The organism is Kitasatospora sp. NRRL B-11411 (assembly GCF_000721345.1).
Classification (GTDB): domain Bacteria; phylum Actinomycetota; class Actinomycetes; order Streptomycetales; family Streptomycetaceae; genus Kitasatospora; species Kitasatospora cineracea.
In genome coordinates this window covers 78,431-93,844 of sequence record NZ_JOGH01000008.1, presented here as the reverse complement: position 1 = coordinate 93,844, position 15,414 = coordinate 78,431, and the positions used below count along the sequence as shown (strand labels likewise).

Annotated in this window: 12 protein-coding genes; 3 read left to right on the top strand and 9 right to left on the bottom strand. The window is 71.4% G+C overall.

Annotation, left to right across the window (positions count from 1 at the left end; genetic code table 11):
* Nucleotides 1-133 precede the first annotated feature (133 nt).
* The 3 genes from IH44_RS0106050 to arc form a co-directional block, all read right to left on the bottom strand.
* Complete coding sequence (locus IH44_RS0106050) at nucleotides 134-352, bottom strand: ubiquitin-like protein Pup (RefSeq protein WP_030458361.1); 219 nt, start codon at nucleotides 350-352, stop codon at nucleotides 134-136.
* A gap of 97 nt (nucleotides 353-449) precedes the next feature.
* Complete coding sequence (dop, locus tag IH44_RS0106045; protein WP_030458360.1) at nucleotides 450-1,961, bottom strand: depupylase/deamidase Dop; 1,512 nt, start codon at nucleotides 1,959-1,961, stop codon at nucleotides 450-452.
* Between the two features lie 115 nt (nucleotides 1,962-2,076).
* Nucleotides 2,077-3,843: a proteasome ATPase gene (gene arc / locus IH44_RS0106040; protein WP_030458359.1), complete on the bottom strand. Its 1,767-nt coding sequence runs from the start codon at nucleotides 3,841-3,843 to the stop codon at nucleotides 2,077-2,079.
* 226 nt (nucleotides 3,844-4,069) lie between these two features.
* Between arc and IH44_RS0106035 the strand changes: the two genes are divergently transcribed.
* Nucleotides 4,070-4,357, top strand: coding sequence for a ferredoxin (locus IH44_RS0106035; protein WP_030458358.1), 288 nt, complete (start codon nucleotides 4,070-4,072; stop codon nucleotides 4,355-4,357).
* A gap of 25 nt (nucleotides 4,358-4,382) precedes the next feature.
* Here IH44_RS0106035 and IH44_RS0106030 read toward each other — a convergent pair whose 3' ends face one another.
* The 3 genes from IH44_RS0106030 to IH44_RS0106020 form a co-directional block, all read right to left on the bottom strand.
* Nucleotides 4,383-4,946 carry a hypothetical protein gene (locus IH44_RS0106030; RefSeq protein ID WP_157852120.1) on the bottom strand — a complete coding sequence of 188 codons (564 nt, stop codon included), beginning with the start codon at nucleotides 4,944-4,946 and terminating at the stop codon, nucleotides 4,383-4,385.
* A gap of 146 nt (nucleotides 4,947-5,092) precedes the next feature.
* Entirely contained in the window at nucleotides 5,093-6,061 is a 969-nt protein-coding gene (locus IH44_RS0106025; protein WP_030458356.1) for a tRNA (adenine-N1)-methyltransferase, read from the bottom strand.
* 45 nt (nucleotides 6,062-6,106) lie between these two features.
* Nucleotides 6,107-7,309, bottom strand: coding sequence for a site-2 protease family protein (locus IH44_RS0106020; protein ID WP_035954068.1), 1,203 nt, complete (start codon nucleotides 7,307-7,309; stop codon nucleotides 6,107-6,109).
* A gap of 147 nt (nucleotides 7,310-7,456) precedes the next feature.
* On the opposite strand from IH44_RS0106020, the gene IH44_RS0106015 reads away from it, so the two are divergent.
* A complete protein-coding gene (locus IH44_RS0106015; protein WP_030458354.1) occupies nucleotides 7,457-8,323 on the top strand; it encodes a RecB family exonuclease in 867 nt (288 codons plus the stop codon).
* On the top strand, nucleotides 8,324-8,995 hold the full coding sequence (locus IH44_RS0106010) for a response regulator transcription factor (protein ID WP_014139709.1): 672 nt from the start codon (nucleotides 8,324-8,326) through the stop codon (nucleotides 8,993-8,995).
* Nucleotides 8,996-9,079: 84 nt separating this feature from the next.
* Here the strand turns inward: IH44_RS0106010 and IH44_RS0106005 are convergent, their stop codons facing one another.
* From IH44_RS0106005 to metH, 3 genes are all read right to left on the bottom strand, one after another.
* On the bottom strand, nucleotides 9,080-10,675 hold the full coding sequence (locus tag IH44_RS0106005) for an ABC transporter substrate-binding protein (RefSeq protein ID WP_030458353.1): 1,596 nt from the start codon (nucleotides 10,673-10,675) through the stop codon (nucleotides 9,080-9,082).
* 341 nt (nucleotides 10,676-11,016) lie between these two features.
* Nucleotides 11,017-11,721 (bottom strand): HAD family phosphatase, encoded by a 705-nt coding sequence (locus IH44_RS0106000; protein WP_051816589.1) that lies wholly within the window; start codon nucleotides 11,719-11,721, stop codon nucleotides 11,017-11,019.
* Between the two features lie 167 nt (nucleotides 11,722-11,888).
* On the bottom strand, nucleotides 11,889-15,392 hold the full coding sequence (gene metH, locus IH44_RS0105995) for a methionine synthase (protein ID WP_030458351.1): 3,504 nt from the start codon (nucleotides 15,390-15,392) through the stop codon (nucleotides 11,889-11,891).
* Between the last annotated feature and the right edge of the window lie 22 nt (nucleotides 15,393-15,414).

Sequence of the window (15,414 nt, the reverse complement as noted above, 5' to 3'; positions counted from 1 at the left end):
ACCCTACCCGCTTCCGGGGCCGGTTCCACGCGCTGCGCGCAGGAGCTTGCGGGAACACGAGGCCGCAGGCGCGCTCAGGGCACACCTGCGGCGCTCGTGGTGCTCTTTTCGGTGGCGGAGGGGGTTTCCCCTCTCACTCACCGCCCTTCTGCACGAATCCGCGCACGAAATCCTCGGCGTTGGATTCCAGTACCTCGTCGATTTCGTCGAGTACCGAGTCGACGTCGTCGCTGAGCTTTTCCTGGCGCTCCTTGAGCTCGTCCGAAGCCTGCGTTTCCGCGGCCTGCTCCTCGACCTCCTCGGAGGAGCGGTTGGCCCGCTGCTGGCCGCCGCCGGTGTCCTTCTCCGCCATTTCCCTCACCCCGCTCGTTCGGTGTTCTCGTTCAACGCTGGCTGCTCACCGGAATGATTCCCCGTCCGGGAAACGTTCACCCTCGGTGATCGAAAAGTTACCCGCCGGAGAGGACGCGCACCAGGTCCTCGGCGGTGCGGCACCGGTCCAGCAGGTCCTTCACGTGCGCCCGGGTGCCGCGCAGCGGCTCCATGGTCGGGACGCGCTGGAGGCTGTCGTGGCCGGGCAGGTCGAAGATGACGGAGTCCCAGGAGGCCGCGGCCACGTGGTCGGCGTACTGCTCCAGGCAGCGGCCGCGGAAGTAGGCCCGGGTGTCGTCGGGGGGCTGGGTGACGGCCCGGCGGACGTCCTCCTCGGTGAACAGCCGCTCGAACCGCCCGCGGGCCTCCAGCCGGTTGTACAGGCCCTTGTCGGCCCGCACGTCGCTGTACTGGAGGTCGACCAGCTGGAGCCGGGGGCTGTCCCACTGCAGGGCGTCGCGCTGCCGGTAGCCCTCCAGGATCTCCTTCTTGGCGATCCAGTCGAGCTGCCGGGACAGGCTCATCGGGTCCCGCTCCAGCCGGCCCAGCACGTCCTCCCAGCGGGCCAGCACGTCCATGGTCTGGTCGTCGGCGTCCTGCCCGTAGCGGTCCTCGACGTACTTGCGGGCCAGCTCGCAGTACTCCAGCTGGAGCTGGACGGCGGTCAGCTTGCGGCCGCTGCGCAGCTGGACCAGCTGCTTGAGGTCGGGGTCGTGGGAGACCCGGTGCAGGGTGCGCACCGGCTGGTCGACGGCGAGGTCGACGGCGATGAAGCCGTCCTCGATCATCGACAGGACCAGCGCGGTGGTGCCGAGCTTGAGGTAGGTGGAGATCTCGGAGAGGTTGGCGTCGCCGATGATGACGTGCAGCCGGCGGTACTTCTCGGCGTCGGCGTGCGGCTCGTCCCGGGTGTTGATGATGGGGCGCTTGAGGGTGGTCTCCAGGCCGACCTCGACCTCGAAGTAGTCGGCGCGCTGGCTGATCTGGAAGCCGTGCCCGCCGCCCTCCTGCCCGATGCCCACCCGGCCGGCCCCGCACACCACCTGGCGGGAGACGAAGAACGGGGTGAGGTGGCGGACGATGTCGGCGAACGGGGTGGCCCGCCGCATCAGGTAGTTCTCGTGGGTGCCGTAGGAGGCGCCCTTGTTGTCGGTGTTGTTCTTGTAGAGCAGGATCCGCTGCCCGTTGGGCAGTTCCAGGGCGCGCTCGGCCGCCTCCGCCATGATCCGCTCGCCGGCCTTGTCCCAGAGCACCGCGTCGCGCGGGTTGGTGACCTCGGGCGAGGAGTACTCGGGGTGCGCGTGGTCGACGTAGAACCGGGCGCCGTTGGTGAGGATGACGTTGGCCAGGCCGATGTCCTCGTCGGTGAGCTGGCTGGCGTCCGCCACGTCCCGGGCCAGGTCGAAGCCCCGGGCGTCGCGCAGCGGATTCTCCTCCTCGAAGTCCCAGCGGGCGCGGCGCGCCCGGTGCATCGCCGCGGCGTACGCGTTGACGATCTGGGACGAGGTGAGCATGGCGTTGGCGTTCGGGTGGCCGGGCACGGAGATGCCGTACTCGGTCTCGATCCCCATCACGCGCCGTACGGTCATGCGGCCCTCCTGACCTGTGGGTACTGCTGGGTGCTGCTCGGTACTGCCGGTGCAGACGCGCCGTCCGGCTGCGGTGCCCTGCCGAGCGCCGCAGCCGGACGGGATGGTGCGCGTGCTACAGGTACTGCCCGGTGTTGGCGACGGTGTCGATGGAGCGGCCGGACTCGGCGCCCTGCTTGCCGGTGACGAGGGTGCGGATGAAGACGATCCGCTCGCCCTTCTTGCCGGAGATGCGGGCCCAGTCGTCCGGGTTGGTGGTGTTGGGCAGGTCCTCGTTCTCCTTGAACTCGTCCACGCAGGCGGCGAGCAGGTGGGAGACGCGCAGGCCCCGCTGGCCGTGGTCGAGGTAGTCCTTGATGGCCATCTTCTTCGCCCGGTCGACGATGTTCTGGATCATCGCGCCGGAGTTGAAGTCCTTGAAGTACAGGACTTCCTTGTCACCGTTGGCGTAGGTGACCTCCAGGAAGCGGTTCTCCTCGGTCTCCGAGTACATCCGCTCGACCACCGACTGGATCATGGCGGCGACGGTGACCGAGACCGAGCCGTCGTGCTCCTTGAGGTCGTCCGGGTGGAACGGCAGGGTGTCCCTGAGGTACTTGGAGAAGATGTCCTTGGCCGCCTCGGCGTCCGGCCGCTCGATCTTGATCTTGACGTCCAGGCGGCCGGGCCGCAGGATCGCCGGGTCGATCATGTCCTCGCGGTTGGAGGCGCCGATGACGATGACGTTCTCCAGGCCCTCCACGCCGTCGATCTCGGCGAGCAGCTGCGGGACGATGGTGTTCTCCACGTCCGAGCTGACGCCGGAGCCGCGGGTGCGGAACAGCGACTCCATCTCGTCGAAGAAGACGATGACGGGCGTGCCCTCGCTCGCCTTCTCCCGGGCCCGCTGGAAGACCAGGCGGATCTGCCGCTCGGTCTCGCCGACGTACTTGTTGAGCAGCTCGGGGCCCTTGATGTTCAGGAAGTAGCTCTTGCCCTGCGGCCGGCCGGTCACCTCGGCGACCTTCTTGGCCAGCGAGTTGGCCACCGCCTTGGCGATCAGCGTCTTGCCGCAGCCGGGCGGGCCGTAGAGCAGGACGCCCTTGGGCGGCCGGAGCTCGTACTCCTTGAACAGGTCCGCGTGCAGGTACGGGAGCTCGACCGCGTCCCGGATCTGCTCGATCTGGCCGGCCAGGCCGCCGATCTGCCGGTAGTCGATGTCCGGGACCTCCTCGAGGACCAGCTCCTCGACCTCGGCCTTCGGCACCACCTCGTACACGTAGCCGGAGCGGGGCTCCAGCAGCAGCGCGTCGCCCGCCCTGATCGTGACGCCGTGCAGCGGTTCGGCGAGCCGGACCACCCGCTCCTCGTCGGTGTGGCCGACGACCAGCGCGCGGTCGCCGCCCTCCAGCACCTCCTTGAGCGTGACGATCTCGCCGATCCGCTCGAACGCCATCGCCTCGACGACGTTCAGCGCCTCGTTGAGCATCACCTCCTGGCCGCGGCGCAGCTCGTCCAGCTCGACGCTGGGGCTGACGTTGACCCGGAGCTTGCGGCCGCCGGTGAAGATGTCGGCGGTGCCGTCCTCGTTCTTCTCGAGGAAGGTGCCGAATCCGGCCGGCGGCTGGGCGAGCCGGTCGACCTCCTCCTTGAGGGCCACGATCTGGTCGCGGGCCTCGCGGAGCGTGGAGACGAGCCGCTCGTTCTGGGCGGTCACGCCGGCCAAGCTGGTCTGGAGCTCGACGATCCGCTCCTCAAGAACCCTTGAGCTGCGCGGAGAATCGGCGAGCCTGCGCCGCAGGACGGCGATCTCCTGCTCGAGGTACGAGACCTGTGCGGCCTCGTCGGACCCCCGTGCGGGCCTGCCGGCGCTGCGGTCGTAGTCGTCATCGTGGGCTGCCACGGTCCTCACCTCCTCCTGGGGGAGCTGGACGACCCAAACCTACCTGGCACCAGGGTCATGTAAACCCCTAGATCAGAAAGATGGATCGGGCGTGTCCGATGTCCGCCCCGCTCGCTTCCCCTCTGCAGAGGAGATGCCCACCGCTCAACGGTTCAAAGCAGCGCGGATGTATCGTGACAGGAATGTCCCCGAATGCGGGGCGACGAGCGCAGAAACGGCAGGGGCAATGGCGGGCACGGGCGAGGCACTCGAAGTCTGGATCGACCAGGATCTGTGCACCGGCGACGGCATCTGCGCGCAGTACGCGCCCGAGGTCTTCGAGCTCGACATCGACGGACTGGCCTATGTGAAGGGCGAGGACGACGAACTGCGCCAGCAGCCGGGCCAGAGCGTGCCGGTGCCGCTGACGCTCCTTCAGGACGTGGTGGACTCGGTCAAGGACTGCCCCGGCGACTGCATCCACGTCCGCCGCGCGGCGGACGGCGTCGAGGTCTACGGGCCGGACGCCGAGTAGCGCCGGGGCGGCCGCTGAGGGGCCGTCAGGCGCCCTGGACGGAGCTCTTGGTCTCGGTCTTCGTCCACGCCCCGCCGGAGCGCTTCCAGGACAGCTCGACCTCCAGGTCGGGCGAGAAGCGCGGCACGTCCGGCGAGGAGTAGCCGCGGGCCCGGCCCCGGATGGAGCCGTCGCTGCGGATCGCCAGTTCGGTGACGGTCAGGCCCTCGCTGTCCGGCAGCAGGGCGACCGGCGCGCCGTCCGCGCCGACCAGGAACACGCCGTCCGGCGGGGTGCCCATGTCGGCCTGGCAGTGCGCGGCGGCGACGGTCAGCGGCTTGCCGTCCAGCACCGCGGAGGTCTTCAGGCTCACCGCGACCGGGAACGGCCCGCACTCCAGCGGCAGCTGCACCTTGCTCAGGTCCGCCTCCGGGGCCGGTTCGGGGGCCGGCGCCGCGACCGGGTCGCCGGCCGGCTGACCGGCCGTCACCGCCCCGGTCGCCGAGGTCGCCCCCAGCGCCCCGCCCACCACCGCGGCGCAGCCCGCCGCGACCAGCACCCAGTGCTTCAACCCCGAGCGCGCGTGCCCGGGTATCCGACGCTCCGTCACCACGAGACTCCCCTTTCCGGTCCGCGCATCCTTCCACACCGGCCCGCGAGGGCCCGCGTCAGGGCGCGGGGCGGGAGGCCCCGAACGCAAGGATCGCGGCGCCGGCCGTGGTCCGGCCGTCCGCCGCGATCCTCCGGTGCCCGGTGCTACTGCGGGAGTTCCCGCGCGTCGTGCGAGGCGGCCTCGCGCTGCGCCTTGCGGATCGCGGCGCGCTCGGCGAGCGTCAGTTCGCTCTCCGGGCCGGTCTCGTAGTCCTCGCCGTAGGAGCCCTTGGCGGGGCGGCGGCGGCGCAGCGGGGGCTCGACGCCGTCGGCGAGGCGGCGGGCGGTGAGCAGGAAGCCGGTGTGGCCGATCATCCGGTGGTCCGGGCGGACGGCCAGGCCCTCCAGGTGCCAGGTGCGGACCATGGTCTCCCAGGCCTGCGGCTCGGTGAAGGTGCCGTGCTCGCGCAGCGCCTCGACGGTGCGCGACATCTGGGTGGTGGTGGCCACGTAGCAGCAGATCAGGCCGCCGGGGACGAGCGCCTTGGAGGCGACGTCCAGGCACTCCCAGGGGGCGAGCATGTCGAGGATGACGCGGTCGACGTCGGTCTCGACCAGGTTGTCCTGGAGGTCGCCGACGGTGAGCTTCCAGGCCGGGTGCGGGCCGCCGAAGTAGCGCTCGACGTTGCCCTTGGCGATGTCGGCGAAGTCCTGCCGGCGCTCGTAGGAGGCGAGCGAGCCGGTGTCGCCGACGGCGCGCAGCAGGTAGGTGGAGAGGGCGCCGGAGCCGACGCCCGCCTCGACCACCCGCGCGCCGGCGAAGATGTCGGCCATGGCCAGGATCTGCCCCGCGTCCTTGGGGTAGATCACGGCCGCGCCGCGCGGCATGGACAGGACGTAGTCGGGGAGCAGGGGGCGCAGCGCGAGGTACGGGACGTTGCCCGTCGTGCGGACGACCGTGCCCTCGGGAGCGCCGATCAGCTCGTCGTGCGGGAACATACCCTTGTGGGTGTGGAACTGGTTCCCGGCCTGGAGCGTGAACGTGTAGTGGCGGCCCTTGGGGTCGGTCAGCTGGACCTGGTCCCCGACCTTGAAGGGCCCGCGTCGGCGGGCGGCACCGGTCGGTTCGGACATGGGGGCCATCCTACGGGAGCCGGAGGGCTGCCCCCGACCACATGATCAGTCCGCTCCGGCGGCCCGGCCGAGCAGGGCCGCGGTGAGCCGGCGTTCGAGGTCGGTGAGGGAGAGCACGCCGTAGACCGTGCCGTCCGGGCGGACCACCAGGTACTCGGTGGCGGGGGCGCGGCGCAGGGTGTCGAGGATCTGCTCGCCGGCCAGGTCGACGGGGACGGTGAGGCCGGGTTCGAGGTCCCGGGAGACGGCGGTGACGGCGATCCAGGGGCGGCGGTGCTCGGGGACGGCGCTGACCGCGGACTCCTTGACCACGGCGATCGGCTCGCCGCGGCCGTCGACCACCACGATCGCCCCGGCGTGCGCCTCGCGGGCCCGGCGCATGGCTTCGCCGAGCGGGGTGTCGGCGGGGACGTCGATGCTGCGGCGGGCCAGTTCGCGGACCTTGAGCCGGGGCAGCACCTCCTTGAGGCGGGCGTTGCGCAGCGAGTTGCCGGCGCCCTGCCAGATGATGAAGCCGAGGACGGCGGCGAGCACGCCGTCGACCATGGCCTCGGTGGTGGAGCGCTCGATGTCCTGGGAGGAGCTGAAGATCGGCAGGCCGAGGACGACGGCGACGGCCAGGGCGCGGCCGACCCAGACGGCGGCCAGGGTGCCCTTCATCGGGTTGCCGGTGAGGGCCCAGACGACGGCGCGCAGCATCCGGCCGCCGTCCAGCGGGAGGCCGGGCAGCAGGTTGAAGGCGGCGACGACCAGGTTGGAGACCATCAGTCCGGCGAGCAGCACGCCGGGGACGGTGGCGGGTTCGACGGCGCGCAGGCCGAGCCAGAAGGCGCCGCCGAGCAGCAGCGAGAGCAGCGGGCCGACGAAGGCGAGCCAGAACTCGCGCCAGGGCCGGTCGGCCTCCTTCTCGATCTCGGAGACGCCGCCGAGGAACTGGAGCTGGATCCGGCGCACGCCGAGCTTGTAGCGCAGTCCGACGACGGTGTGGGCGAGTTCGTGGACCAGGACGGAGCCGTAGAAGGCGACGGCGAAGGAGAAGGCCAGCAGGTAGCGGGTGGCTCCGAGGTCGGGCAGGACGTCGGCGAGGCGGCTGCCGAAGATCCAGGTGATCAGGGCGGCGACCAGGAACCAGGACGGGGTGACGTAGACGGGCACGCCGAACGGACGGCCCATCAGGATGCCGCCGCGCGGCTGGTCGTCGGGCTTCGGCTTCGGCCTCTCCGGTGCCCGCCCCTCGGTGTCGTTCACCGTGCTCCTCTCTCGCCGTCCGCTGGTGCCTCGTACGCTACGTGATCTCCGGTCCGGAACGGCGCTGGCCCCGCTCTCCCCCTTGTTCATACCCAGCTCTTCGACCCGTTCGCCCCTGCTGCCGGTCCGGTGCAATAGGGTCGTGGCATGCAGCAGACCGACCCCCCGCCCGCTCCGCGTCCGGCCGCCCGGCCGACCGGGCTGTCGCCGTCCCGGGCGGGCGACTTCATGACCTGCCCGCTGCTGTACCGGCTGCGGGTGATCGACCGGTTGCCGGAGCCGCCGAGCGCGGCCGCGACCCGGGGGACGCTGGTGCACGCCGTGCTGGAGCGGCTGTTCGACCACCCGGCGGCCGAGCGCACGCCGGAGCGGGCGCTCGGGCTGCTGGGCCCGCAGTGGGAGCGGTTGCTGGGGGAACGGCCGGAGCTGGCGGAACTGTTCCCGGGCGAGCCGGAGAAGCTGGCGGACTGGCTGGCGGACGCCGAGAAGCTGGTGCGCCGCTGGTTCCGGCTGGAGGACCCGACCCGGCTGCACCCGGTGGAGCGGGAGCTGTACGTGGAGACCGCGCTGGCCTCGGGGCTGCTGCTGCGCGGGTACATCGACCGGGTGGACGTCGCGCCGTCCGGCGAGGTGCGGCTGGTGGACTACAAGACCGGCCGGGCGCCCTCGCGGGACTTCGAGGGCAAGGCGATGTTCCAGATGAAGTTCTACGCGCTGGTGGTGTGGCGGTGGAAGGGCGTGGTCCCCAAGCGCCTGCAGCTGGTGTACCTGGGCGGCGGCGGGGACGTGGTGACGTACGACCCGGACGAGGCCGACCTGCTCGCGGTGGAGCGCAAGCTGGAGGCGCTGTGGGAGGCGATCTCGGCGGCGGTGGCCACCGGGGACTTCCCGGCGACCCGCAACCGGCTGTGCGACTGGTGCGACCACCAGGCGTCCTGTCCGGAGTTCGGCGGCACTCCCCCGCCGTACCCGCTGCCCCTGGCTACTGAGACCATTCCTGGCAAGGAGTCGTAGGTGACGATCCGTGTGCTGCTGGTGGACGACCAGCCGCTGCTGCGTACCGGTTTCCGGATGATCCTGGAGGCGGAGTCCGACCTGGTGGTGGTCGGCGAGGCGGGCGACGGGCAGCAGGCGCTGGACCAGGTCCGCGCGCTGCAGCCGGACGTGGTGCTGATGGACATCCGGATGCCGCGGATGGACGGCGTGGAGGCGACCCGGCGGATCGCCGGGCCGGACCGGGACGGCCCGGCGAAGGTGCTGGTGCTGACCACCTTCGACCTGGACGAGTACGTGGTGGAGGCGCTGCGCGCGGGCGCCAGCGGCTTCCTGCTGAAGGACGTGCCGGCCGAGGAGCTGGTGCAGGCGATCCGGGTGGTGGCGGACGGCGCGGCGATGCTGGCCCCGTCGGTGACCCGCCGGCTGCTGGACATGTACGCCACCAAGCTGCCCTCCGGCGACGAGGCGCCGCCGCAGGCGCTGACGGTGCTGACCGAGCGCGAGGTGGAGGTGCTGCGGCTGGTGGCGCGCGGGCTGTCGAACGCGGAGATCGCCGCCGAGCTGTTCGTCTCGGAGACCACGGTGAAGACGCACGTGGGCCACGTGCTGACCAAGCTGCAGCTGCGCGACCGGGTGCAGGCGGCGGTGTACGCGTACGAGAGCGGCCTGGTGCGCCCGGGCGCGCTGTAGTCCGACGGCGGAGGACGCCGAACGGCCCGTCACCCCCTCGGGGGCGGCGGGCCGTTCGGTTCCGCGCGGTGCTCCGGCGGATCGTTACTTCGCGGTGCGGCCGATCTCCCAGAACCGGAACACGCCGGTGTTGTCCACGGTGGAGTCCACGCCGGTGATGGCGGGCTGGTACACGTAGAAGGACTTGTTCTGGAACAGCGGGACCATCGGGACGGCGTCGGCCAGGATCTTCTGGATCTGGTCGTAGGCGCCGCCGCCGGAGCGGTCGGTGAGCTTGATGGAGTCCGGCACCAGCTTGCCGCTGATCTGCGGGTTGTCCCAACCGTTGTGGTAGGCGCCGCCGTTGACCACCAGCGGGCTGATGTAGTCGTCCGCGTCGGCGTAGTCGGGGGTCCAGCCGACGGTGTACGCCTGGTAGCTGCCGTTCTTCCAGCCGGCCTGGTAGGCGGTCCAGTCGGCCTCCTGCTGGACGGTGACCTGGAACAGGCCGCCGTTCTCCAACTGCTGCTTGACCGACTCCAGCTCGGCGGCGCCGGCCCGGGCCCGGGACCAGGTCAGGGTGAGCTTGACCGGGGTGGCGACGTGGGCGTTGGCGAGGATCCGCTTGGCCTTGGCCGGGTCGGGCTCGCCGTACTTGTCGAAGAAGGCGGTGGTGTGGCCGGCGATGCCCGCCGGGACGACCGAGTACAGCGGCTGCACGGTGCCCGCGTACACGTCGTGGGCGAGCGCCTTGCGGTCGACCAGCTGGGCGGCGGCCTGCCGGACGGCCTGGTTGCCGCCGGTCTCGTCCTTGGTGTTGAAGACCAGGTAGCGGGTGTCGCCGGAGGCGCCCTCGGCGACCCGGAGCTTGCCGGTGCCGGCCAGGTCGTCGTTCTTGATCTGGGCGGCCGCGGTCGGGTCGAGGCTGTTGTCGGTGAGGTCGACCTCGCCGCTGTCCAGGGCGGACTTCAGCTGCTCGGGCTTGTCGAAGTAGCGCACCGTGAACTTGCTGTTCAGCAGGTTGGCGGTGCCCTGGTAGTTCGGGTTGGCGCTGAGCGCGATCTTGCTGGGCGCCTTGCCGTTCATCTCGACCGAGTCGATCTTGTACGGGCCGGAGCCGACCAGCGAGCCGTTGCCGAGCAGCTTGTCGGCCGGGAACACCTGGTGGTCGACGATCGCGCCGGCCGCCGAGGCCAGCTTGGCCGGGAGCACCGCGTCGGGGCTCTCCAGGTGGAAGGTGACGTCGCGGTCGCCGGAGGTCTCCACCGAGGCGATGGTGGACAGCAGCGGGCCGGGGCCGGACGGGTCGGCGATCTTCTTGACCCGGTCGACGGAGAACTTGACGTCCGCGGCGGTCAGCGGGTGCCCGTTGGAGAACTTCAGGCCGGTGCGCAGCTTGCAGGTGTAGGTGAGCGCGTCGGAGCCGGTGAACTGGCAGGACTCGGCGGCGTCGGGCTGCGGCTCGGTCGCGCCGGCCGGGAAGCTCAGCAGCGACTGGAAGGCGTTGTTGAGGACCAGCCAGGAGCCCGCGTCGTAGGCGCCGGCCGGGTCGAGCACGCTGGTCACGCTGGTGGTGCCCATGGTGATCGCCGTGCTGCCGCCACCGCCGCCGGCGACCTTCTCGACGGAGGCGCAGCCCGCGGCCGTGGTGGCGACGAGAGCGGCGCAGCTGAGCACGGCCAGGCGGTTGGGCGTCGTCATGCGGGGTGGTCTTCCTCACTGCGTGCGGCCGGCTGTCGCCGGTGCCCGCCGCCCGGCGCCGGGGTGGGGCGGGGCCGCGGGTCTGCTGCGGCCGCGGGCCCGTTCTCCCGGGTTTCCGGTGGTGGGCGGCGCGGCACGGGGACTGAACGGGAGTTAGCGTGCCACATCGCTTCCGGTCGCTCACCGAGGGTTCGAACGGTGGTCGCGCGGGGTTCGGACGATCTTGTCCGGGCAGCCGACGAGTTGTCAGCCAATGCCCGTTTTCACCCGCGGCGGCGGACACGTTCCGCATACCACCGGACGCGGAACGAAACCGGCAAAGGCCGCGAGGGAGACGAACCTCACACCCGGGCGCCGGCCAGGGTGCGCAGCAGGCCGAGGTCGACCTGCTCCAGCGAGGGCAGCACCAGGCGGCCGGGGGCGGGCTCGATCGCGGCGATGGAGGGGACGGCGATGACCGGGCAGCCGGCCGCCTCGGCGGCGGCGACGCCGGTGGGGGTGTCCTCGACGACCACGCAGCGGGCCGGGTCGGCGCCCAGCCGGGCGGCGGCGGCCAGGTAGGGGTCGGGGTGCGGCTTGGTGCGGGCGACCTCGTCGCCGGCCACCGTGAAGGCGAAGTGCCGGGCGCCCAGGCTGCGCAGCACGATGTCGATGATGTGCCGGTGCGAGGCGGAGACCAGCGCGGCCGGGACGCCGTGCGCGGCCAGCGTGTTGAGCAGCCGCTCGGCGCCGGGCATCAGCGGGACGCCGCCGGCCAGCAGGTCGACGAAGCGCTGGTTGATCAGGACGGTCAGCTCGGCCGGGCTGAGGGTGACCGCGGTGCGGGCGATCAGGTAGTCGATCACCCGGCTCATCGGGCCGCCGACCACGTGGGTGCGGTCCTCGGCGGTGAGCCGGTGGCCGAGTTCGGCGAACAGGTCGACCTCGGCCTGCCACCAGAAGTCCTCGGTGTCGACCAGGGTGCCGTCCATGTCGAGCAGGACGGCCTGCAGGCCGCTGTCCTCGCCGTCTCCGCCGATGCGGACCGGGGTCGAGACCGTCGTCATGCGCGCCGTCCTTCCGGGTGGGTGGCCGGGCGCGGGCGCGTCCGGGGATGGCACGGGCCGGCCCGCTGGTCTGCGGACCGGCCCGTTCAGGATCATCAAGGATACGCCCGCCCGGTCGGATTGCACCGGACGGCGGCGCGGCGAACGGATGATCCCCGGTTGAAGACTTACCGCGCGTTGAAGTACTTGGCCTCGGGGTGGTGCAGCACGATGGCGTCGGTGGACTGCTCGGGGTGCAGCTGGTACTCCTCGGAGAGGATCACGCCGACCCGCTCGGGCCTGAGCAGCTCGGCGATCTTAGCCCGGTCCGACAGCTCGGGGCAGGCGCCGTAGCCGAGCGAGAAGCGGGCGCCGCGGTACTTGAGCGCGAACATGTCCCGCACGTCCTGCGGGTCCTCGTCGCCGAAGCCCAGCTCGTAGCGGACCCGGGCGTGCCAGAACTCGGCCAGCGCCTCGGCGAGTTGGACGGACAGGCCGTGCAGTTCGAGGTAGTCGCGGTAGGAGTTGCCGGCGAACAGCTCGTTGGCGGCCTCGGAGATCCGGTTGCCCATGGTGACCACCTGCAGGCCGACCACGTCGCGCTCGCCGGACTCCTCCGGGCGGAAGAAGTCGGCCAGGCACAGGCGGCGGCCGCGGCGCTGGCGCGGGAAGGTGAAGCGGGTCAGCTCGGAGCCGTCCTCGCGGTACAGGATCAGGTCGTCGCCCTTGGAGTTGGCCGGGTAGTAGCCGTAGACCACGGCGGGCTCCAGCCAGCCCTCGGTCTGCAGGCGGTCCAGCCAGCCGCGCAGCCGCGGACGGCCCTCGGTCTCCACCAGCTCCTCGTACGTCGGGCCGCCGCTGCGCCCGCCCTTGAGGCCCCACTGGCCCTTGAACAGGGCGTCCTCGTCGAGCCAGGAGGCGTAGTCCTGGAAGGGGACGCCCTTGATGATCCGGTCGCCCCAGAACGGCGGGGTCGGGACCGGGTTGTCGACGGACACGTCGGAGCGGATCTGGCCGAGGTTGACCTCCTCCGGCTCCTCGACCTCGACCCGGGCGTGCCGGCGCTTGCGCAGTTCGGGCAGGGCGGCGCCGGGGACGCCGCGCTTGATGCCGATCAGCGCGTCCATCAGGCGCAGGCCCTCGAAGGCGTCCCGGGCGTAGCGGACCTCGCCGTCGTAGATCTCGTGCAGGTCCTGCTCGACGTAGGCGCGGGTGAGGGCGGCGCCGCCGAGGATCACCGGGTAGTCGGCGGCCAGCGCGCGCTGGTTGAGCTCCTCCAGGTTCTCCTTCATGATCACCGTGGACTTGACCAGCAGGCCGGACATGCCGATCACGTCGGCCTTGTGCTGCTGGGCGGCCTCCAGGATCGCCGAGACCGGCTGCTTGATGCCCAGGTTGACCACGTTGTAGCCGTTGTTGGACAGGATGATGTCGACCAGGTTCTTGCCGATGTCGTGCACGTCGCCCTTGACGGTGGCCAGCACGATGGTGCCCTTGCCCTCGCTGTCGGCCTTCTCCATGTGCGGTTCGAGGTGCGCGACGGCGGCCTTCATCACCTCGGCGGACTGCAGCACGAACGGCAGCTGCATCTCGCCGGAGCCGAACAGCTCGCCGACCACCTTCATGCCGGACAGCAGCGTGTCGTTGATGATCTCCAGCGCGGGGCGCTCGGTCAGCGCGGCGTCCAGGTCGGCCTCCAGGCCGTTGCGCTCGCCGTCGATGATCCGGCGCTGCAGGCGCTCCTCGAGCGGGAGGGCGGCCAGCTCCTCGGCCTTGGACGCGGCGGAGGAGGCGGCGGAGACGCCCTCGAACAGCTGGAGCAGCTTCTGCAGCGGGTCGTAGCCCTCGGAGCGGCGGTCGTAGACCAGGTCGAGGGCGGTCTGCCGGCGGTCCTCGGGGATCCGGTTCATCGGGAGGATCTTGGCGGCGTGCACGATCGCCGAGTCCAGGCCGGCCTCCACGCACTCGTGCAGGAAGACCGAGTTGACCACCTGGCGGGCGGCCGGGTTGAGGCCGAAGGAGATGTTCGACAGGCCGAGGGTGGTCTGCACGTCCGGGCGGCGGCGCTTGAGCTCGCGGATCGCCTCGATGGTCTCGATGCCGTCGCGGCGGGACTCCTCCTGGCCGGTGGCCAGGGTGAAGGTCAGGCAGTCGACCAGGATCGAGCCCTCGTCGATGCCGTACTCGGTGGTGAGCTGGTCGATCAGGCGCTCGGCGATGGCGACCTTGGTCTCGGCGGTGCGGGCCTGGCCCTGCTCGTCGATGGTCAGCGCGATCAGGCCGGCGCCGTGCTCGCGGGCCAGCGCGGCGATCTTCCCGAACCGGGTGTCGGGGCCGTCGCCGTCCTCGTAGTTGACCGAGTTGAGCACCGCGCGGCCGCCGAGCATCTCCAGGCCGGCCTTGAGCACCGGCGGCTCGGTGGAGTCCAGCACGATCGGCAGGGTGGAGGCGGTGGCCAGCCGGCCGGCGATCTCCCGCATGTCGGCGACGCCGTCGCGGCCGACGTAGTCGACGCACAGGTCGAGCAGGTGGGCGCCCTCGCGGATCTGCTCGCGGGCGATCTCCACGCAGGTCTGCCAGTCCGCGGCGAGCATCGCCTCGCGGAACTTCTTCGAGCCGTTGGCGTTGGTGCGCTCGCCGATCGCCAGGTAGGAGGTGTCCTGCCGGAACGGCACGGACTGGTAGAGCGAGGCGGCGGACGCCTCCGGCCGCGGGTCGCGCGCCGTGATCGGCAGGCCCTGGACCCGCTCGACCACCTGCCGCAGGTGCTCGGGGGTGGTGCCGCAGCAGCCGCCGACCAGGGCCAGGCCGTAGTCGCGGACGAAGCCCTCGTGCGCGTCGGCGAGCTCCTCGGGGCTGAGCGGGTAGTGCGAGCCGTCCTTGGTGAGCACCGGCAGGCCGGCGTTCGGCATGCAGGAGAGGCCGACCTTGGCGTTCTTCGCCAGGTAGCGCAGGTGCTCGCTGTACTCCTCGGGGCCGGTGGCGCAGTTCAGGCCGATGAAGTCGATGCCCAGCGGTTCGAGCGCGGTCAGCGCCGCGCCGATCTCCGAGCCCAGCAGCATGGTGCCGGTGGTCTCCACGGTGACCTGGGCGAGGATCGGCAGGTTCACGCCCGCCTCCGCCAGGGCCGCCCGGCAGCCCAGCACGGACGCCTTGGTCTGCAGCAGGTCCTGGCTGGTCTCGATCAGCAGCGCGTCGACGCCGCCCGCGATCAGGCCGGCCGCGTTCTGCCGGAAGCCCTCGCGGACCACCTCGAAGGTGGTGTGGCCGAGCGTCGGCAGCTTGGTGCCGGGGCCCATCGAGCCGAGCACCCAGCGGGTGCGGCCGTCCTTCGCGGTGAAGGCGTCGGCCGTCTCGCGGGCGAGCCGGGCGCCCGCCTCGGACAGCTCGAAGATCCGCTCGGGGACGTCGTACTCGCTCAGCGCCCAGTGGTTGGCGCCGAAGGTGTTGGTCTCCACGCAGTCCACGCCGACCGCGAAGTACGCCTCGTGCACCGAGCGCACGATGTCGGGGCGGGTGACGTTCAGGACCTCGTTGCAGCCCTCGAGCTGCTGGAAGTCCTCCATCGTCGGCTCCTGCGCCTGGAGCATGGTGCCCATCGCCCCGTCGGCCACCACGACTCGGGTGGCGAGGGCCTCGCGCAGGGCGTCGGCGCGGTCCTGCTGGGCGGACGTGGGTACAACGGTGGCCATGTGGCTGCTCCCTGAGTGCGAC